The sequence below is a fragment of the Nitratidesulfovibrio sp. SRB-5 genome (genome assembly GCF_019931275.1).
Lineage (GTDB): Bacteria > Desulfobacterota > Desulfovibrionia > Desulfovibrionales > Desulfovibrionaceae > Cupidesulfovibrio.
The window spans coordinates 793,819-814,450 of the sequence record NZ_JAIOTY010000001.1 but is presented as its reverse complement, the minus strand read 5'-3'; the positions used below and the strand labels follow the sequence as shown (position 1 = coordinate 814,450).

16 protein-coding genes and 1 tRNA gene are annotated in these 20,632 nt (G+C 68.0%); 12 read left to right on the top strand and 5 right to left on the bottom strand.

The genetic code is table 11. The annotated features are described in order from the left end of the window. Positions 1-6: 6 nt before the first annotated feature. From K6142_RS03170 to K6142_RS03130, 9 genes are all read left to right on the top strand, one after another. Positions 7-1,431 (top strand): (Fe-S)-binding protein, encoded by a 1,425-nt coding sequence (locus K6142_RS03170; RefSeq protein ID WP_223380747.1) that lies wholly within the window; start codon positions 7-9, stop codon positions 1,429-1,431. A gap of 527 nt (positions 1,432-1,958) precedes the next feature. Next, complete coding sequence (gene secA, locus K6142_RS03165) at positions 1,959-4,493, top strand: preprotein translocase subunit SecA (protein WP_190245363.1); 2,535 nt, start codon at positions 1,959-1,961, stop codon at positions 4,491-4,493. Positions 4,494-4,831: 338 nt separating this feature from the next. Continuing rightward, on the top strand, positions 4,832-6,070 hold the full coding sequence (gene argJ, locus K6142_RS03160; RefSeq protein ID WP_223290402.1) for a bifunctional glutamate N-acetyltransferase/amino-acid acetyltransferase ArgJ: 1,239 nt from the start codon (positions 4,832-4,834) through the stop codon (positions 6,068-6,070). A 252-nt stretch (positions 6,071-6,322) separates the two neighbouring features. Beyond that, positions 6,323-6,415, top strand: a tRNA-Ser gene (locus K6142_RS03155). 208 nt (positions 6,416-6,623) lie between these two features. Beyond that, the gene (locus tag K6142_RS03150) at positions 6,624-7,313 is read left to right on the top strand and encodes a hypothetical protein (RefSeq protein WP_190245364.1); all 690 of its coding nucleotides are present in this window, start codon (positions 6,624-6,626) and stop codon (positions 7,311-7,313) included. Positions 7,314-7,322: 9 nt separating this feature from the next. Continuing rightward, positions 7,323-7,931, top strand: coding sequence for a FlgO family outer membrane protein (locus K6142_RS03145; RefSeq protein WP_190245365.1), 609 nt, complete (start codon positions 7,323-7,325; stop codon positions 7,929-7,931). Between the two features lie 625 nt (positions 7,932-8,556). Next, positions 8,557-9,312 (top strand): motility protein A, encoded by a 756-nt coding sequence (locus K6142_RS03140; RefSeq protein ID WP_015946492.1) that lies wholly within the window; start codon positions 8,557-8,559, stop codon positions 9,310-9,312. After that, a complete protein-coding gene (locus tag K6142_RS03135) occupies positions 9,302-10,048 on the top strand; it encodes a flagellar motor protein MotB (protein ID WP_190245366.1) in 747 nt (248 codons plus the stop codon). The genes K6142_RS03140 and K6142_RS03135 overlap by 11 nt, the downstream gene beginning before the upstream one ends. Before the next feature lie 324 nt (positions 10,049-10,372). Next, on the top strand, positions 10,373-10,891 hold the full coding sequence (locus K6142_RS03130; protein WP_190245367.1) for a hypothetical protein: 519 nt from the start codon (positions 10,373-10,375) through the stop codon (positions 10,889-10,891). Positions 10,892-10,991: 100 nt separating this feature from the next. Here K6142_RS03130 and K6142_RS03125 read toward each other — a convergent pair whose 3' ends face one another. Together K6142_RS03125 and K6142_RS03120 are read right to left on the bottom strand one after the other, a co-directional pair. Next, on the bottom strand, positions 10,992-11,234 hold the full coding sequence (locus tag K6142_RS03125) for a GlsB/YeaQ/YmgE family stress response membrane protein (RefSeq protein ID WP_015946489.1): 243 nt from the start codon (positions 11,232-11,234) through the stop codon (positions 10,992-10,994). A gap of 211 nt (positions 11,235-11,445) precedes the next feature. Next, positions 11,446-12,024, bottom strand: a complete 579-nt coding sequence (locus K6142_RS03120; protein WP_190245368.1) for a glycosyl hydrolase 108 family protein — start codon at positions 12,022-12,024, stop codon at positions 11,446-11,448. 410 nt (positions 12,025-12,434) lie between these two features. Between K6142_RS03120 and K6142_RS03115 the strand changes: the two genes are divergently transcribed. After that, positions 12,435-12,872, top strand: a complete 438-nt coding sequence (locus K6142_RS03115) for a hypothetical protein (protein WP_190245369.1) — start codon at positions 12,435-12,437, stop codon at positions 12,870-12,872. A 304-nt stretch (positions 12,873-13,176) separates the two neighbouring features. Here the strand turns inward: K6142_RS03115 and K6142_RS03110 are convergent, their stop codons facing one another. Both K6142_RS03110 and K6142_RS03105 read right to left on the bottom strand, forming a co-directional pair. After that, complete coding sequence (locus K6142_RS03110) at positions 13,177-14,076, bottom strand: hypothetical protein (RefSeq protein WP_223290403.1); 900 nt, start codon at positions 14,074-14,076, stop codon at positions 13,177-13,179. A 364-nt stretch (positions 14,077-14,440) separates the two neighbouring features. Then, positions 14,441-16,105 carry a cobyric acid synthase gene (locus K6142_RS03105; RefSeq protein WP_190245371.1) on the bottom strand — a complete coding sequence of 555 codons (1,665 nt, stop codon included), beginning with the start codon at positions 16,103-16,105 and terminating at the stop codon, positions 14,441-14,443. Between the two features lie 333 nt (positions 16,106-16,438). Here K6142_RS03105 and K6142_RS03100 point away from each other — a divergent pair, with 333 nt between their 5' ends. After that, entirely contained in the window at positions 16,439-18,574 is a 2,136-nt protein-coding gene (locus K6142_RS03100) for an AsmA family protein (protein WP_190245372.1), read from the top strand. Positions 18,575-18,810: 236 nt separating this feature from the next. Then, positions 18,811-19,302, top strand: coding sequence for a peroxiredoxin (locus tag K6142_RS03095; RefSeq protein WP_190245373.1), 492 nt, complete (start codon positions 18,811-18,813; stop codon positions 19,300-19,302). 182 nt (positions 19,303-19,484) lie between these two features. Here K6142_RS03095 and K6142_RS03090 read toward each other — a convergent pair whose 3' ends face one another. Next, on the bottom strand, positions 19,485-20,411 hold the full coding sequence (locus K6142_RS03090) for a Tim44 domain-containing protein (RefSeq protein ID WP_190245374.1): 927 nt from the start codon (positions 20,409-20,411) through the stop codon (positions 19,485-19,487). Positions 20,412-20,632 lie beyond the last annotated feature (221 nt).

Sequence of the window (20,632 nt, the reverse complement as noted above, 5' to 3'; positions counted from 1 at the left end):
CACACCATGAGCACGGACACCACCTCCATATCCACGACCAACGGCGGCACGCCGGGCGACACCGCCGGGCAGCCCCGCGCCTGCCTGCTGTGCGGCCAGTGCACCGCCGTGTGCCCCGCCTTTCTGACCACCGGGCAGGAAGAACTTTCTCCCCGCGCCAAGCACCTGGTGTTCGCCGCCCTGCGCGACGAGCCGGGACGCCTGAGCCTGAAGCCAGCGCGCGAACTGGCCGACCGCTGCCTGTCCTGCGGGCGCTGCGCGACCATCTGCCCGCAGGGGCTGTCGGTGCCGCAGGCGCTGGCCGCCCTGCGCGCCAGGCACCCCAACTGGCAGCAGTGGCTGTGGAAGCAATGGATAGAGCATGGCCGCCTGCTGTGGCCCGCGCTGGCCCAAATGACCCGCGTGGTGCCCGGCGCGGTGGTGCCGGAGGGCGTGCAGCACATGCTGCGGTCCGCCGCCGCCATGCTGCCCCCGCCGCCGCCCGCCCCGTGGATAGTGGCGGACCAGGTGACGCATGAGGCAACGCAGGAGGCACCACGCGGCGAGGCTGCCCGTCCGCCGGCCATGCTCTTTGCCGGGTGCACCGCCCGGCGCATCCGCCCCCGCTGGAAGGACACGGCCCGCGCCCTGCTGCGCTGGCTGGGCCACCCAGCGCCCGCCCAGGGCGATGAGGATTCCTTCACCTGCTGCGGCTCCACCCTGGAGCATGCGGGCATTCCCGATGCCGCCGCCACGGCCCGCGCCCGCAATCTGGACGCCTGGCGCGCCGCCGGTCGCCCGCTGCTGGTCACCTTTTGCGCCACCTGCCACCACGGCCTGTCCGAATACCCCGGCCACGCCGACCTTGACTGGCAGGACGGCGAACGCGAGGCCTGGACCGCAGCCCTGCGCCCCCTTTCCACCCTGTGGGGGGACGCCGCGTTCCGCGTCACCGCCGATGCCCCGGCCCAACCGGAGGCAGACGCCCCCGCGCCCGTGCGTTACCACCAGCCCTGCCACCGCAAGGACACGGACCCGGATGCCGTGTGGCTGCGCGCCCTGCTGGGCAGCCGCATGCGCGCCCCCGGCGGAGTGAACTGCTGCGGCATGGGCGGCGTGCTGCAACTGGCCGCGCCCGACCTTTCCCGCACCGTGGCCGATGCCTGCTGGAACGCGCTGCTGCCGGAACGCGCCGCCGCGTCCACTTCCGCGCCCTCCTCGTCCCGCGCGCCCTCCTCGCCGGATGCGGCTTCCGCCACATCCGCCGCCGCGTCCACCCCTGCCACGCCAGCCGCGCCAGACGCACCCGCCGCAACGGCCAATGCAACACGACAGCCGGGCATCACCGTGCTTACGGGATGCAGCGGCTGCACCCTGCAACTGGCGGCAACCGCCCCCCCCGATGTGCGCGTGCTGCACTGGCTGGACGTGGTGGGCGTGCCGCGCACCTAGTTCGGCCCCCGTCCGCATCGCCCTTTCCGTGCATCCTCGCGGGCGGCGGCATCGGCACGTCATGTCCGAAGCCGCCGCCCGTCCGTTTTGCATGCCGTTCGCGCATCGCGCTGCCGCCCGCCCCCCCACCGGCATTGTCCACCGCGCGCATCTGCGTCACGATTTCCTGTCATTCCGGAGCAATGCGTGCGAATTAAAGGTGCGCGCATTGCCAACCGCAAGTATTTGACTTATCTGAGATGGGTTCGGCCACCCGCCGCGCGGCACATGCCTTCATGCCCTGCCGCGCAAAGCGCGCCGCGCGCACCACCCGCAGGTGCAGCCGAACCGCCCGGCACCGCGTGCCGCGCGCAGGTTCCGCCCCCGGCGTTCGCCGGGTCTTCGCGAAAACCGCGCCCCACGCCACGCGGCAGACCGGTCCGTCGGCCCTGCGGCCATCGCCAGCCCCGCCCCGCGCGGGGCCTTATGCGCGGCAACCGGCCATCGCCGCCCCGCGTTCCCACCGCCCCCACCATTCGGGAGAAGGAATGTTCGATACCCTGTTCAAAAGCATCTTCGGCTCTTCCAATGACCGCTACATCAAGCGCTGCCGCACCCGCGTCGAGGCGATCAACGCCCTGGAACCGCAGATGCAGGCCCTTGCCGACGACGATTTTCCGGCGCGCATTGCCGAATACCGCGAACAGGCCCAGAACGGCCGCAGCCTGGACGACCTGCTGCCCGAAGTCTTTGCGCTGACGCGCGAGGCGGGCAAGCGCGCCCTGAACATGCGCCACTTCGACGTGCAGCTGGTGGGCGGCATGGTGTTGCACGAAGGCCGCATCGCCGAAATGAAGACCGGTGAAGGCAAGACCCTTGTGGCCACCCTGCCCGTGGTGCTGAACGCCATTTCCGGCCTTGGCGTGCACGTGGTGACCGTCAACGACTACCTGGCCAAGCGCGACTCCGCGTGGATGGGCCGCCTGTACAACTTCCTGGGCCTTTCCGTGGGCGTCATCGTGCACGGCCTGTCTGACGAGGAACGCAAGGAAGCCTACGGCTCCGACATCACGTACGGCACCAACAACGAATTCGGCTTCGACTACCTGCGCGACAACATGAAGTTCTACCCGCACCAGCTGGTGCAGCGTGAACACAATTTCGCCATCGTGGACGAAGTGGACTCCATCCTCATCGACGAAGCCCGCACACCGCTGATCATTTCCGGCCCGTCGGAGGATTCCACCGGCCTCTACCGCCGCGTGGACGACATCATCCCCAAACTTTCCGCCGAAGCCCACTTTTCCGTGGACGAAAAGGCCCGCACCGCCACCCTCACCGACGAGGGCGTGGCCAAATGCGAAGAACTGCTGGGCATCGACAACCTGTTCGACCCCGGCAACATCACCTTCCAGCATCACGTGTTGCAGGCCCTGAAGGCCCACCACGTGTTCCGGCGCGACGTGGACTACATCGTCACCCCCGAAGACCAGGTGGTCATCGTGGACGAGTTCACGGGGCGCCTCATGCCGGGCCGCCGCTTCAGCGACGGGCTGCACCAGGCGCTGGAAGCCAAGGAAAAGGTGAAGGTGGAAGCGGAAAACCAGACGCTGGCCTCCATCACCTTCCAGAACTACTTCCGCATGTACAAGAAGCTGGCGGGCATGACCGGCACGGCGGACACCGAAGCCGTGGAATTCCAGCAGATCTACGGGCTTCAGGTCATCACCATCCCGACCAACAAGCCCATGATCCGCCGCGACTACCCGGATTCCATCTACCGCACCCGCCGCGAAAAGTTCGAAGCCATCGTGGACGCCATAGGCGAACTGCACAAGAGCGGCCAGCCGGTGCTGGTGGGCACCATTTCCATCGAGACGTCGGAACTGCTTTCGGCCATGCTCAAGAAGACGGGCGTGCCGCACAACGTGCTGAACGCCAAGCACCACGAGCAGGAAGCCGAAATCGTGGCCCAGGCGGGCCAGCACGGCAAGGTCACCATCGCCACCAACATGGCGGGCCGCGGTACCGACATCGTGCTGGGTGAAGGCGTGCGCGAAATCGGCGGCCTGCACATCCTGGGCACCGAACGCCACGAAAGCCGCCGCATCGACAACCAGTTGCGCGGCCGTTCTGGCCGACAGGGCGACCCCGGCTCTTCGCGGTTCTACCTTTCGCTCGAAGACGACCTGATGCGCCTGTTCGGGTCCGACCGCATCTCCGGCCTGATGCAGAAGCTGGGCATGGAGGAAGGCGAACCCATCGAGAACCGCATGGTCAGCCGGGCCATCGAAAACGCCCAGAAGCGCGTGGAAGGCCACAACTTCGAAATCCGCAAGACCCTGCTGGACTACGACAACGTCATGAACCAGCAGCGCGAGGTCATCTACACCCTGCGCCGTGAAACCATGATGGAGGCGGACCTTGAAGAGACCGCCGTCGAGTTCATGGACGACCTGTTCGACGAAATCTACGGCGACGCGGAGCAGGGCAAGGGCAGCGAGGGCGACGACGCCAAGGCCTACGCCATGGCCCGCCTGCGCGACGTGTTCAACATCCCCCGCGTGCTGCCCCTGACGGACGGCCAGCTGCCCGACCGCGAAACCGCGCGCGGCGCCGTGCTGTCCATCCTGGACGAACTGAAGCGCGACACCGGCGAGGTGTACCGCGACATCCTGCGCTTCTTCCTGCTGGAAGAAGTGGACCGCTGCTGGAAGGAACACCTGCTGAACATGGACCACCTGCGCGACGGCATCGGCCTGCGCGGATACGGCCAGCGCGACCCCAAGCAGGAATACAAGCGCGAGGGCTTCTCGCTGTTCCAGGAAATGCTGTTCCGCGTGCGCGAAAACCTGTTCCGGGCCCTGACCCGCCTGCGCATCCAGCGCGAGGAACAGGCGCCGCCGGAAGAACTGAAGCAGGAATTCAAGCACAAGGAAGAGCCCAAGAGCCTGAACTATTCCGGCGCGCAGAAGGAAACCCCGTCCGCCGCGCCCGAACGACGAGGCGAGCCCAAGGTTGGCCGCAACGACCCGTGTCCCTGCGGCAGCGGCCAGAAATACAAGAAGTGCTGCGGCGCGTAGCGCGCCGTACGACACAGTCGCACATAATCAGGGGCGGAGCGGGTATTACCCGTTCCGCCCCTGCCCGTTGGGGCAGACGGGCCTTCCGACTGTCCCGACGACGCCGCACGGGCGCAGGTGGCATGCACTGCCGCCTGCAAACGATCGTGCGGGCGTGCCTTTGCAAGCCCCGGTTTGCGGGGCTTGCCATCGGTCATGGACCGGAGCGGGTATTACCCGCTCCGCCCTTCACTTTTCCGAAACTTGCCCGTAATACGCACCACGTGTGCCGCCGCCATGCGCCTGCGGGCACCCCACGCACCCGACAACCGGCCCATCGGGCCGAACACGGAGCCAGTATGGCCACCAACGACACCCCGGCAACGTCCCCGACCACTAACGGCGAAATCCCCGCCCCCTGCGCGGCTCCCAAGGGCTTCCGCTTTGCCACTGCGGGCGCCGGGTTCCGAAAGGCGGGTCGGGACGATCTGGCCCTGGTGGTCAGCGATACCCCCGCCGTGGCCGCCGCCGTGTTCACCAAAAACCTGTTCCAGGCCGCTCCGGTACTGGTGGCGCGCGACATTCTGGCCCACGCCCCCAAGGCCCGCGCGGTGCTGATCAATTCCGGCCAGGCCAACGCCTGCACCGGCGACGAGGGCCTCGCCAACTGCCGCGCCACGCTGGAACTGGTGGCCGCCGCCACCGGCCTTGCGCCGCAGGACATCCTGCCCGCGTCCACGGGGGTCATCGGCGCGCAACTGGCCATGGACAAGTGGTCCGCCACCGTGCCCGCCCTTGCGGCAGACCTTGGCAGGAAGGGCCCGGAAGATTTCGCCAAGGCCATCATGACCACCGACGCCTTTCCCAAGTTCGCCTCGCGCACGGTGGAGCTTTCCGGCGGCACAGTGACTCTGGTGGGCATGGCCAAGGGCGCGGGCATGATCTGCCCCAACATGGCCACCATGCTGGCCACCGTGCTGTGCGACGCCGACGTGGAGCCCGCCGCCTGGCAGGCCCTGTTCCGCGATGCGGTGGACGCCACCTTCAATCGCGTGACCGTGGACGGCGACACCTCCACCAACGACACGGTGTTCGGGCTGGCCAACGGCGCTTCCGGCGTGGCAGCGCGCGGCGCGGACCTGGCCGTGCTGGGCGCGGCGCTTACCGGCGTGCTGGGCGACGTGGCCTACATGCTGGTGAAGGACGGCGAAGGCGCCACCAAGGTCATCCATATCAACGTGGCTGGCGCGCGCGACGACGCCGACGCGGAACTGGCCGCGCGCACCGTGGGCCATTCGCAACTGGTCAAGACGGCCATGTACGGGCGCGACGCCAACTGGGGGCGCATCGTGGCGGCGCTGGGCCGCAGCGGGGCCACCTTCAACCCGGCGGCGGTCATCGTGTCCCTGTGCGGGGTGGAACTGTTCCGGGGCGGTCAGCCCACCAATCTCGACTTCGACGCGCTGCTCAAGGAACCGCTGGCCGGTCGCGACATCGTGGTCAACATCATGCTGGGCAACGGGCCGGGCAGCTACCGCCTGCTGGCCTCGGACCTGACGCACGACTACATCAGCTGCAACGCCGACTACCGCAGTTAACGGCGGGTGGTTGGCGGCTGCCTGCCGCATGCTGGCGACGGGCGGTGCAGATCGCCGAAGGTTTTGCGGTTGGTCAGGGGGAATGGCGGCTGGTGGCTGGGCTGTGCAGCGGCTGCCCGTTCACGAACGGGGCGGAGTGGCGGCAAAGCCACCCCGGCACGCTTTCCGCCCCACGAAAGTGGGCCACGCGCTTGACAGCGCGCCCGCCAACCGGGTACACACGCTTTCTCGCGCGGCGTGCCGCGCGACAACGGAGAGGTGGCCGAGCGGCCGAAGGCGCTCCCCTGCTAAGGGAGTATACGGGCAAAACCTGTATCGAGAGTTCAAATCTCTCCCTCTCCGCCAGACGACAAAGGGTCACGGTGCAAACCGTGACCCTTTTCGCGTTGTGCCGTGAATTTGGCATCCGTACACGGCTCGTGCCAAATGCCCCGCACGGCCCGCTGGTACCCTCCCGCCTGCCCCTCTCGCCACATCCAGCTTTCCCGAAAATAAAAATTGACCTTACATATAGACACGGTATGCATGGGAAAAAACCGCGCAGGAGGATCCCATGCCCAGAGTGTTCGCCCTGTTGTTCCTCGCCCTGATCATGGCGGGTTGCGCCCGCGTGCCCAAACCGGTGGGGCATGCCTTTTCCACCCAGCAGCAGTTGGAAGCCGCCGAACACTGGCGCGAGCTGGCCGCCACGGTGCTCGACGGCCTGAAGCTGGAACCGGGAACCCCGGTCCATGTGGCGCAGGATGACCGGTCCGACTTCGGGCGCGCCTTTTCGCAGTTCATGCGGCACGAGGCCATGCTGCGCGGCATGCCGGTCAGCGCGTCACCCAAGGGCGCCATGGTGCTGGACTGGGGCACCCAGATCGTCGAACACCGCGGGCCGCGCCCCAGCAACGCGCCCTTCCCCGGTGCGGGTCTGCTGCTGGCCGGGTTGGGCATGGCAGGTGCGCACTACTACACCCACAACGACGCCACCTGGCACGACAGCCTCGACACCATCCTGATACTGAGCGGCCTTGCGGTAGAGACCAGCCACGCCAGCATGCAATGGGGCGCCATGCAAACCACCGACACCGAACTCGTCATCGGCGTGGTTGCCAGACAGAACGGGCAACTGCGCCGAAACTTCCTGGCCGTCTACTACATCGACAAGGCCGAGAAGGGACAATACTGGGAACGTCAGGTTCCGTGGGAGGCGCCGACCGTGCTGCCCACCAGGCAACTTCAGGTCGTCAACAAGTAGGGGGGCCGCATGAAACCGTTCATTTCCGCTTTCCGTTCCGGTCACGCGCTGCTTGTGCTGCTGGCCGTGGCCTGCATCCTGCTTGTGGCGGCCTGCGCGCCCCGGCAATCGACCGACGCGCGGAGCACCCCCTATGAACTGGGCAGCGACTACGTCGAGGCGGGCTACGCCATCGCCGACAAGCTCGACACCAACCTGCGCCTGCCTATTTCCAAGGACCAGCCCATCATCGTGGCCAGCTTCGTCAACGTGAACAACCTGACGGAATCCTCCACCTTCGGCAGGATGATCGCGGAGCACGTGGGGTCGCGGCTTTCGCAACGGGGCTACCATGTGGTGGAACTGAAGCTGCGCCAGAACTCACTGTTCGTGCAGGAGGGCAAAGGGGAATTCATGCTGAGCCGCGACGTGAAAGAAATCAGCAGAATGCACAACGCCGCCACCGTGGTTGTCGGCACCTACGCGGTGGTTCGCTCCAGCGTTTCCGGGCACAGCAATCCGCAGGAAAAGATTTACGTGGCCTCGCGCATCGTCCGCGCCGACGACAGCATGGTGCTTTCGTCCTGCGACTATTCCGTGGTGAACAGCCCGGTGGTTTCGCCCCTGGCCGAATGGTAGATTCCCGCCGGTTCGCGGCTTCGCCACCGCGAAGCCCTGCCTGATGAGGGCCACGTTGTCACTGCGATGCCGCATGGCGCCGGAACGTATTCCGGACCCCGCCACGGCACGCGCCAGCGTGGCCCTTCCCATTGCCCACGACAGCGCCGCATCCTGCGCCCGGTTGACCGGCCTTGACCGCTGTTGCCCCATCAGGAACGGCACCCCCTCCTCGCCCCCTGACTCCCCCCCCCCCGGAAGACAAGCCCCGGTGACCAGCCCCGATGGGCGCCCCCGCACGCTTTCCGGCGCCGCACAGTCGCACCACCTCCTCCCGGCATCCCGCGCGCACAAAAAAAGCGCTTGCCGCACAGCATGTTCCGCTCGCGCCCCCATCCGCCATGCTTGCATTTAGGAATACGTTGCACCATGCTGTGCCAGATATGGCAGCACGTCCGGGAATCAGCGGCCCACTGCCCCCGCAGGAAGACGTCATACCGCCGTTGCATCCCGCTTCGCCCTTGCCCACCGCATTTTTGCTCCCGGCACTGCGCCTCATCAGCCTCACGAAAAACACATTCACGGGCGCACAAAATTTTCGCCATACCGGCGACACATTGCATACAGAATCCACGGGACATCCTGCATGGACATCGCAACCCTTTTCGGACTCATCGTCGGCCTTGCCATGGTCTTCGGCGCCATCATGGGTGGCGGCTCCATATGGTTGTTCGTTGACCTGCACGCCTTCATGATCGTCGTTGGCGGCTCACTGGCGGCAATCTGCATAAATTTTCCGCTCAACCAGGTGTTGCAGGCCTTCCGTGCCGCATCGAAAACCTTGATGATGCGCGAATTTTCCGATGCCGACGTCGTCAACTCCATGGTGCGCATAGCCGAACTGAGCCGCCGCGAGGGCATCATGGCGCTGGAACACGTGCACACCAACGATGCCGTGCTCAAGAAGGCCTGCATGCTCATCGCCGACAATGCCGCGCCGGAATTGATCAAGGATTCGCTGCTGATCGAAATATCCTCGCTGTGCAAGCGCCATTCGGTGGCCCAGAACGTGTTCAAGCGGCTGGGCCTGCTGGCCCCTTCATTGGGCCTTACCGGCACGCTGATTGGCCTCGTGCAGATGTTCGCCAACCTCGACAATCCCAAGAGCATCGGCCCGGCCATGTCCGTGGCCATGATTTGCACCTTTTACGGGGCCATGCTCTCCAACCTCATCCTCACGCCCATCGCGGGCAAGCTAGCCGCGCGCACCCAGCTGGAGGTGCACCGGCTGGAAATCATCTTCGAGGGGGCCAAATGCATCCTCGAAAACAACAACCCGCGCCTGGTCTACGAAAAGCTGTCCTCGTTCCTGGCACCCAAGGAGCGCCGCTATGCTCGATAGGGACGAACGCAAGAAGGCCATGGAGTCCGACAGTGACGACCATGCCATCTGGCTGATCACCACGTCGGACCTTTCCCTGTTGCTGCTGGCCTGCTTCGTGCTGCTCTTTTCCATGTCCTCCGTGGAAAAGGGCACGTTCTCCGAATCCATCAGTTCGGTGCAGCAGGCCCTGGGGGTGGGGGAAGGCGCGCGCATCGTGCGCCTGAAGGACGAAAAGGTGGGCAGCGTGGTTGACGAGGTGCTGTACCGCCGCCAACTGGTGGAAGCCCAGAACAGGCTGTTCGCGGAGGTGCGCCTGTTCGCGCAGTCGCGCGGCATGAGCGACATCCTGACCGGCAGCAGCGAGGACGGCAAGATCACCCTGAACATGCCCGCCGGGGTGCTGTTCGAACCCGGCAGCGACACCATCACGCCCGAGGGCCGCAAGCTCTTGCAGCACATGTACGACCTGTTCGTGCGCCATCCGGACCAGGACATCAACGTGCGCGGCTTCACCGACAGTTCGCCCACCCCGTCCGGCGGGCGCTTTCGCGACAACTGGGACCTGTCCTCCTCGCGGGCCATCAACGTGCTGCGCACCCTGCTGGACATGGGCATAGCCCCGCACCGCATCACCGCCACCGGCCTTGCGGACATGAACCCGCTGTTCCCGAACACCACGGAAGAAAACCGGGCCAGGAACCGCCGCGTGGAATTCGTGCTGGAAAAGCAGCTGCTGAACCCCGCCGCGCAGTAACCTGCGGCCACGCCACGAAGGCCGCAGGGCGTGACGGAAAGATCATTCCGCAAGACTGCTGCATCGGTGCGCCTGGTCGCTGCGGAAATATCCACCGACAAGGGGACGTCGACAACGTTTCCAGAAACGGGGCGACACGCAAAAGATTGCCGTGCGCTTCAGCCCTGCCTCACCATATCCCCCAGCCCCCACACGCCGCCCGGGCGCTTTCATTCCGTGCCATATCGCGCAGGCCTTGCGCTTTCCGCGCGTTGGTGTACAGAGGCGCCATTGACGGGACCGGGGCGCATCCCGCGCCCGCACTGGCCCCGCAAAGGAGGCATCATGATCATCGGTCGCATTGCGAGAGTGACGGCACTCCTGCTCTGCCTGGCCATGACGGCTCCGCTCGCCGCGCGCGCCGACGAGCTGAGAGACCTTGGAACGACATTGGGCGTGCTGAGCGACCTCATCCGCGAGGCGGATTACGCTCGGCAGAAGCTGGACCGCATCAGCAGGCAGGGCCGTTACGACGACGCCTACCGCTACGAGCGCAGATGGCGTGAGCAGGAATACCGCCTGGAAGAGGCCCGCGTGGACCGCATCTCGCGGTTCGCCAGGGCGCCCCGCATGCAGGTGCGCGACATGCGCGCGTCTGGCATGGGTTGGCCGGAAATATGCCGCTATTTCGGCGTTTCCCCACGGTCCATCGGCTACGGGTACCGGCTGTACGACGCCTACGACAGGGAGTTCGACGACGACCTGTACCGCGGCTACTACAAGGGCCACCCGCACGGCGGCCCTCCCGGCCTGATGAAAAAGGGCGGCATGCCCCCCGGCAAGGCCAAGAAGTGGCACGACTAGATTGACCAACGCCCCCGGCGGATATCCGCCGGGGGCGTTTCTGCGCACGCTACGGGCCGTGCAGGGCTGCCGCCCGAAGCATCCGATCCGGTGCGGAACGTCAGCCCCGCTTCACCAGGCTCACCAGGAACAGCAGCACGATGGCCCCCACCACGGCGGTGACCAGCGATCCCATCATGCCGCCGCCGTGCACGCCCACCATGCGGAACAGGAATCCGCCCAGCACCGCGCCCACCACGCCCACGGCCATGTTGCCCAGAAAGCCGAAGCCGCGCCCCTGCATCAGTTTGGCGGCCAGCCAACCCGCCAGTGCGCCCAGCAGCAGAAACCAGATGATGCCCATGTGCGTATCCTCCCGTAGTGAATGGCGACGGCGGCGCGGCAGTTGCGCCCGCCGGGGTTGCGCCACCACGTTTTACCCTCGGCACGAAAAAAAGTCTGCCCCCCGCACAAACGCGGGGCGTACCCGCGCCCGGCAGGGCGCGTGACATGGACGGCAAGGCCGTGGCGGGGCGGGTGCTGCCCGCCCCTGCCTTGCGCGAAGGCACACAGCGTCAGGGCGTGGTGCCACCCCGGTTGGCCAGCCAGCCGCCGGTCCACTTGCGCTTGAGCGCGTTCTTTTCCGCCAGTTGCACGTAGTGGGCGCATTGCAGCCCGTTGATGCCGTACTGCACGGCGCGCGACCGCCTGTCCGCCACAACCTTGCGCAGCGCGGCCAGGGTGTTGCTGCCGAAGGCCCCGTCCACCAGCAGGTCCGCCCCGTAGCGCCCCCTGTGGTTCAGGGCGTTGCACACGCGTTGCAGGTGTTCGGCAACCCGCCCGTTGCCCAGGTTGACCGCCTGCTCGAAAATCTCGCCCGCAAGCCCCTGCTCCCATTCGTCGCAGGCAAAGCGGTCCCAGTTTTCCGCCTTGTAGAAGGCCGCCCGCGCCGCCAGCACGCCGGGGTCATGTTCCAGGATATCGGGGAACCCGGGCTTGTTCCTGGCCGCATCCACCAGCGGCCAGCCTTCCCACCCCGGGTGAGAGGCACGGGCAATGCCGAAGCAGGTCTCCCCGCCCGCGTCGTCCGGGTCGTTGTCGTACACGCCTTCGATGCCATCAAGCTTCGCCAGTTCCGGTGCAAAATCCGCCATGGCGCACCTCCTCGCGCTGGGCTTGGCGGCGCAGCGGGTCTGGCCGGTTCCCGCCAGTCGGAATTGGCCAGGCACAATCAGCCCCCGCACCATGCGGGGCGCCCATCCGCACACCACCTGATCACCCCCGTGCATAGCAGACCGCATACGGCGCGGATACCCCGTTGGAAATTTCGTGGCGGCAGGAGCGGCGGGCATGCCTGATCGAGCCTGCGCGCGGGGCAGGTGCACTCCGATGCCCGCACGGTTGCCCACGAGGCGCGCCGGGGTGTATGCTGAAAACCACTCCGGGACAGAACCCGTGGACGCACGCGCGCCTGCCGTGCCGCATCCCCGGCACCGGCAGGCATCGGCCGACATCCAGTGTGAACGGCATCATTCGCCATCATCCGCCAGTACGGGAGGTTTCCATGCGCATCCTTGTCCTTCTCCTTGCCCTGCTGCTGTTGCCGGGCGCGGCCACCACCGCCCATGCAGTGCTCGGCCTGTTCGAAAACGACTACCGGGTGGTGTTCGACGCCGTGCCCGACATCAAGGACGAAAATATCTACCTTGGCGAATCGGTGATGGGCGACATCACCAAGCGCGAGCTGAAAGGCAACAACGTGGTGCTGACCGTGGACGTGAAAAAGGAATTCCTGGGCAACATGGTGGATACCACGGTGTTCGTGGTGGAGGGCGGTCGCCTGAAACACACCACCCTCGGCCAGTCGTCCACCCCGCTGAAGGAAGGGGCCAACGTGCTCGGCTTTACCGATGCGCTGCACCTCAACCTGTTCAAGGCCAAGGCGGCCATGAACGACCTTGGCGACTACCTGCGCAAGAAGGCCGACGAACTGGCGAGGTAACGGTGCAGACGCCCGGATAATGCCGGGCGCAGGACCGGGCAAACGCACACGGCCCGGCAGGGCGGGATCTGTCCCGTACCCTGCCGGGCCGTACGTTGCGGAATTGAGGCCGTGCGGCGGGCCGCCGTGCGAAACGTCCGCCAGGATGGAAGGCCGCGCCCCGGAGAGAAGCGTCGGGATATGCCGGAAAGGCGTGTGGGGGGGGACGCCGGAAAGTCGCGGCGCGTGGCTGCATGTTCCGAAACGCCGGGGGCATGAGGACGCCGGGTGGGCGCCGGGCACCCTCGGGCTGCGTCTGTCCCGGCTATTCCAGCCGCCCCAGCATGATGGAGGTCACCAGCCGGTGGCGTGAAACTCCGCCCCGCCACCAGTAGGCCACGGGATGGCCGGTGGCGTCGGCGGCAAGGCCGATGACCCCGCTGCCCACGCCGCCGATGCCCGGCTCGCGCGTGTCCCGTGGCAGCGCGGCCAGCCATGCGGCGCTGCCACGTTCCAGGCCGGGGGCGATGGCCGAGGGCGCCTCCACCTGCGGTGGCCGGGGCTGCCCCAGGGAGAAACCGGGCCCGGGTGTCAGTATCTGTTCGGGGGTTTGTCCCGGCGCGTGCGTCGGCGCCTGTTCTCGCGCCTGCCCCGCAACGGGCTCCGCAGCCGATGCATCGTTCGGCGGCGCGGCCCGGGCGGCCTCCGATTCGGGGCTGCCCACCCCCTGCATGGCGGCAAGGTCGCCGTGCGGGCTCAGGGTACAGTCGGCCACGGGCAGCAGCACCTCGCCGGGCCGGGCCGGATTCAGGCGCGGGCTGGCCAGCGCCACCATCACATGCCCGGTGGCGGAACTGGCGCTGCGCTCGGCGGGGCGCAGCCAGGCCACCACGTCGCCGGGGCGCAGGTCGGAAACCCGTTCCAGCCGCAGCCAGCCCGTACCGTCGCCCTTGGGTCCGGCGCGTAGGATGCTGCGGTGAAAGTCCTCCGCCCGTGGGCGGTAGTGCTTGCCGCTGCGGTCCACGGTGGCCAGCGCCGAGGGGTTCACCTCGTACAGCAGCAGCGACAGGAAGCCGGAGCAGTTCAGTTCGAAGCGGCCCGTATCCTCGTCCACCACAAAGCTGCCGGTATAGCGGGTGCTGCGCACCTGCGAAAGCACGCGTACCGCCTCTGCGTACAGTGCCCCGGAGCCTTCGGTGGCGGGCTGGTCGCCGAAATTCGGCATGTGCCCCATGGCCGGGGCCACGGAGGTGGAGGAAACGGAGGCAACGGGGGAGGACGGCGGGAACCCGGATGCCGCAGGGGCGCTTGCCGCTGGCCCGGCTGGCGCGGAATCGGCTGGCGCGGAATCGGCTGGCGCGACCGCATCGGTCACGGACGACGGCATGGCTTCGGCAACAGCCGCCGCCCGAAGGACATCATCTCCGGCAGCCACTGCGAAACGGACCGGCAACACCGCCAGCAAACATGCCAGCAACACCGGAAGATGCACCGGCACTCCCCGCCTCTTCCCGTCAATATGCATCACGTTCCCCTTTCCGGCGTCTCCGGCGGCAGGACCGCCGCCCCGCGTGCGCCCGCAAGCGCGCCTACATCCTGTCTGGCCGCAGGTTCAGCATATCGTAAATGGCGTCCATGTCCACGGCGGCGCGCACGGCGTCGGCCAGCCGGTCCAGCGCCGGGTCCAGCGAATAGGGGGCCATCACGCGGCCCAGCGGGGCCATTCCCCGGCGCATGCGCAGCCCGTCCAGAAAATGCCTGCGAAAGCCGTCGGCGTCGAACACCCCGTGCAGCGAGGTGCCCCACACCCGCCCCCCGTGGGTGCCCCAGCCCAGCGGGCCGCCATCCTCGCGCAGCAGAAAGGGGAACGCCGCGTCGGCACCGGCGCAGCCGCCACCCCCGGCGTCCACGGAATCCACAAAGTCCAGGCCGTCTCCGCCTGATCCCTCGGCCACGGTGACGCCGTGGCGAATCTCGTAGCCCGCCACCGGCAGGCCGCTGCGCGGATGCACCCCCGCCATGCGGCGCAGGGTCTTTTCCGCCGCCAACTCGGTGCGCACCGGCAACAGGCCCAGCCCCTGCTCGCTGCCGCCGCCCTCCAGCCCCAGCGGGTCGGCCACGCACAGGCCCAGCATCTGCAACCCGGCGCAGATGCCCGCCACCATCGGCCCGTCCGGGTCGCGCGCAAGGCTGGCCAGCGCATCGGCCATGCCCGTGGCGCGCAGCGTCCGCAGGTCGCCGGTGGTGTTCTTGCTGCCGGGCAGGATCACCGCGTCGGGCATCCTGCCGTCCGGGGCCGCCAGTTCCGCCGGGGTGCGGGCCACGCGCAGCCGCACGTCCGGTTCGCCGCGCAGGGCGTCCACGTCGGTAAAATTGCTGATGTGCGGCAGGTCCACCAGCACGATGTCCAGTACGAGGCCCAATCCGTACCCCGACGCATCGGGCCCCGCGTCCTCCAGAGTTCCGTCCCGCAGGCCGGGCAGCCCTTCCTTGAAGGTGACGGAATCCTCTTCCGGCAGGCCCAGGTCGCGCAGGTACGGCACCACGCCCAGCACGGGGCGCCCGGTGCGCTGCTTCATGAAGTCCAGCGCCGGGTCGAGCAGGCTGGCGTCGCCCCTGAACTTGTTCAGCAGGTAGCCCGCCACATGGTCGCGCTCCCAGCCGTCCAGCAATTCCATGGTGCCCACCAGCGCGGCGAACACCCCGCCCCGGTCGATGTCGCCCACCAGCAGCACCCGCGCCCCGGCATGGCGGGCCATGGCCATGTTCACGATGTCGTGGGCCTTCAGGTTGATTTCCGCCGGGCTGCCCGCCCCCTCGATGACCATCACGTCGTGTTCCGCCGCCAGGCTGTCGTAGGCGGCAAAGGCCGCATCGCGCGCCTGCGGCTTGTAGTCCACGTACTGGCGCACCCGCATGACGCCCACGGGCCGCCCCATGACGATGACCTGCGAGCCCACGTCGGAACAGGGCTTCAGCAGCACCGGGTTCATGCGCACGTCCGGGTCCAGGCGGCAGGCCGCCGCCTGCACCGCCTGCGCGCGGCCCATTTCCAGCCCGTCGGGGGTGACGCAGGAATTGAGCGCCATGTTCTGCGCCTTGAACGGGGCAACGCGCAGCCCGTCCTGCAAGAAGATGCGGCAGAACGCGGCGGCAAGGATGCTCTTGCCCGCGTTGGAGCAGGTGCCCTGCACCATCAGGGCCGGAGTGCGGGGGGCGCGGAGGCGGGATTCGGTGCGGGTGTCGGAAGTCATGGGCCAAGGTCTAGCGCGAATCGCACCGCTCCGCCAGAGCGGTCCCGCCCCTCGCCGCGAGGAAGGCACCCCGCCCTGCCGGATGGCGGCCATCCGCGCAACCAGATGGCGGCCATCCGCGCAACCAGATGGCGACCACGCATGCAGCCATCCGCGCGGCTCCGTGCAGCCCACTTTCCGCGCGGCTCCGTCACAATTCGTTCTCACGCCTTGCCCCAACATCCCCGGTGGGTTATCTTCAGGGAAGGCTCGGGCTTCTCCGTCTTGCCGCTGTTCAACGCGCTCCGGCCCGTGCCGCCGTCCCTTCGGCAACCCCAACCCGGGAGCACCGCCATGAACAGAACGTTCAAACTCGTGGCCGCCGCCATCGGCGCCCTGGTCATCCTTGCCGCCGCGGCCATCGCCATCGTGGTGGCCACCATCAATCCCAACGACTACAAGGGCCGCATCGCGGACGCCGCGCGCTCTGCCACGGGCCGCGAACTGGTCTTCGACGGCGACCTTTCGCTGTCCTTCTTCCCGTGGCTGGGGGTGGCCTTCGGCCCCATGCACCTCGGCAATCCGCCGGACTTCCCCAAGGCTGGCGCCCCGTCCGCCGCACCGGGAGATGATGACATCTTCCTGAGCATCAAGGGCGGCGGGCTGCGCGTGGCCTTCATGCCCCTGCTGTCCAAGCGGGTGGAGGTGGCGGAGCTGATGCTGGACGGGCTGTACCTGAACCTGGTGCGCGCCGCCGATGGCCGCACCAACTGGGACTTCGCCAAGCCCGGCCAGACCCCGGCGGCCCCTGCGGCCCCCTCCCCCCAGTCCGCGCAGCCTGCGCAGCCATCGGCCTCCGGCGGCGCGCCCTTGGCCGTGGCCGTGGACACCCTGTCCGTTAAGGGCGCCTCGCTGTCCTTCCGCGACCTGGGCACCGGGCAGCAGTTCCGCGCCCGCGACCTGAACGTCAACGTCAACGGCCTGGCCCCCGGCGGCGACCCCGCCGACATCAGGCTTGCCGTAGCCATGTCCGGCCAGAAGCCGGACATCGACGCGGACCTTGCCCTCGCCGCCAGGGTGCAGTCCGATCTGGACGGCTCGGTGCTGCGCATCGACGGCCTGACCATCACCCTTACCTCCAAGGGCGGCGTGGTGCCCGCCGGAATCGGCAAGGTGGAACTGGCGGGCGACCTGACCGTGCACACCGTGCCGCAGCGCGTGGACATCGCCCGGCTGTCGCTGTCCACCCCCACCCTGAAGGTGGGCGCCAACGGCACCGCCGCGCTCGGTGCGCAGTCGTTCGAGGGGCTGGTCACCCTGGCCGGTTCGCCGCGCAAGGCGCTGGAATCGCTGGGCACCCCGGTGCGCACCGCCGACCCCAAGGTGCTGGACGCGCTGGACCTTAAGCTGGATGTGCAGGCCGCGCCCGCCAAGGTGGACGTGCGGTCCATCACCGGCAAGCTGGACGACACAGCCATTCAGGGCAAGGCATCCGCCGTGCCGGGCGCGGTGCAGGTGATCCGGGCGGAACTGACGCTGGACGCCATCGACGTGGACCGCTACCTGCCGCCGGAAGGGGACAAGGGCAAGGCGACCGAAAAGGGCGCGGCCCCGACCACCGGCAAGGGCGGCAAGGACGGCAAGGACGGCAAGGCGGCACCGCAGGACGGCACCGCAGAGGCCAAGAAGAGCCTGCGCACCATCGATGCGGATGTCACCTTCAAGGCCGGACGGCTGGTGGCCTCCAAGGTGCCCATGACCAACGTGCTGGTGCGCCTGGTGGCCGACAAGGGGCTGGTGCGCATCAACCCGCTGCAACTGAACCTGGGCGGCGGCTCGGTGAACGGCGACATCACCGCCGACACCCGCGCCGAGGCGACAAAGTCGCGCATCGTCACCACCGTGAAGGGGGTGGAGGTGGGCGAACTGCAACAGGCCGCGCTGGGCAAGCGGCACCTGTCGGCCCGCACCGACGTGAAGACCGACCTCACCGCCACCGGCGACGACTGGAACGCCGCCAAGCATACCCTGGCGGGCACGGCATCGCTGGCCATGACCCAGGGCACCATCCACGGCTTCCAGATCATCCCCGAAGGCATCAAGGGCGCGGAATCCAAGCGGGCCGGGGCGTCGGGCCAGAAGTTCGACAGCCTTACCGCGTCCGTCCGCGCCGACAAGGGCGTGGTCAGCAACAAGGACCTCAAGTTCGTTTCGCCGGGCATCGGCGCCACGGGCGCGGGCACGGCCGACCTTGGCCGCAACGTGGTGGACTACGCCGCCACGCTCGACGTCACCGGCCTGCCCAAGATACCCATCAAGATCAGCGGCGCGCTGGATTCGCCCAGCTACGGGGTGGACCCGGCCAAGATGCTGATGAACACCCTTGAAGGCGCTGGCGGCGTCATCCAGGCCCCGGTGGAAAAGGGCGGCGAGGCGGTAAAGGGCATCGGCGGGGCCATCAAGGGCCTGTTGCCGGGCCAGAAGCAATAGCAAAACCGGCAGCCGCCCGGAACACGCTATCCCCTCGTGGTGGGGCGTATTCCGGGCGGCGTCGCGACCGCAGGCAAAGCCGGGCGCAGGACGGGGGACGCCAGGCGGGCCGCGCCACGGAAAGGCACCGGCAAGCTGCCGATGCGCCACGTGCATGGCCCCGAAACACCGAATGGCACCCGGTTGCCCTCCCCTTCCCCACAAGTCACGAACACCAGACCACGGAGCATATCCCCATGAGCGAACTGATCACCGCCGCCTCGCTGTCGGGCAAGGCGGCCCCCGACTTCCGGCTGGCGGACGCATCCGGCGCGTCGCGCGGCCTGTCCGACTTTGCCGGAACATGGCTGGTGCTCTACTTCTACCCCAAGGCCAGCACCCCCGGCTGCACCCGCGAGGCGCGCGACTTCACCTGCATGCTGCCCGACTTCGCGGCGGCGGGCGCGGCAGTGGTGGGGGTAAGCCCCGACTCTCCGAAAGCCATCGGCAACTTCACGCTGAAACAGGACCTGGACGTGGCCCTGCTGAGCGACCCGGACCGCGCGGTGGCCAAGGCCTATGGCGCTTTCGGCACCAAGATGATGTACGGCAAGGCGGTGACCGGCATCGTGCGCTCCACCTTTCTCATCGGGCCGGACGGCACGGTGCGGGCGGTGTGGTCGCCGGTGAAGGTGGACGGGCATGCCCAGGCGGTGCGGGACGAACTGCGGCGGCTGGCGGGGAAATAACGCGGTCGCCTTCCGGCAACTGTCCGGTGCGCCGGTCACAACGCACCGCTGCTACAGCATGGTGCGGAACAAACGGAACGGGGCGGTTTCCCGTGGGTTCACCACGGGAAACCGCCCCTTCAACGTCATGCGGCGCACTCGACGCCCGGCAGCATCCCCGCCGCCAGACATCAGGTGCGATGCTACATTTCCACCTGCTGGATGCCGTCCAACCGCCACATCTCGTTGCCGGTGCGCACGAAGTGCCACACCTCGCGCACCTGGCTGGGCGCATCGGCCTGGGCGTCCTCGCGCATCAGCACGTCGAAGAACACCGTGGCCACGCTGCGGTCCTTCTCTTCGGTGACGGAGAGCACGCTGGCATTGCAGTACAGCACCTCGGTGCGCGAGGGGCCGGGATCTTCCTGGGCCTGCTGGGTGATATCCTTGAGTATCTCGGGGGTGGTGAACTGGGCGATGTCGTCCAGGTCGCGCCGGTCCCACGAGGTTTGCAGACGGTTGTAGGCCAGCTTGGCCCCGCGCAGGAATTCTTCCGTGTCGAATCCCTCGGGAATGCCGGGCGACGCGGGCTGCGCATCGGCGGCGGTCGCCGGGGCATTGCGCAGGGCATCCCACCCGGCACCGGAGCCGGATTGGGCGCCGTAGTCGGCCTCGCGGCGCATGCCGCCGGGCTGGCCGGAAGCGGAGGCCGGGGCCGGGGCGCTGCCGCGCCGTGCGGCAAAGAACTTCAGCGCCATGAAGGCCACCAGCGCCAGCAGCAGCATGTCCATCATGCCCACGCCGCCGAAGCCGCCGCCGAACAGCAGCGAGCCGATCAGGCTGCCCGCCAGCATGCCGCCCAGAATGCCGCCGAACCCGCCGAAGCGGGAGCGCGGGGCCTGCTGCGGCGTGGCGGGGCCGGGCTGCTGGGTCTGCTGTTGCCGGTTGAGATTGGGCCCTGCGGGCGAGGAAGGCGAAGGCTGGCTGGGGGTAAAGCTGCGCTGGTAACTGGGGCTGCCGCCGAACGACTTGCCCCCGCCGAGGCGCTTGGCGTCGGCAAGGTCGGTCATGCTCAGGCAAAAGGCCACGGCCACGGCCAGGCAACAGGCAATAATCCGGGTACGGGTCATGGGTACTCCCGATGGTTGCGTGCGGTTGGTCGAAGTCGGGGTAGACTGGCGGGCTGTGCCCACCGGCATACCGCATCAGTTGCGGCCCGCAGGATATCGGGCCGGTGCAACGACGGGGGTGTCGGTGCGGCGTCGGTCCACCATCGAAACGGCGGCATGCGACGGGGCGGCGCTGCGGCTGCGGGCCGGGAGCGCCGGGCAGATGCGGGAAAAATCCCGGA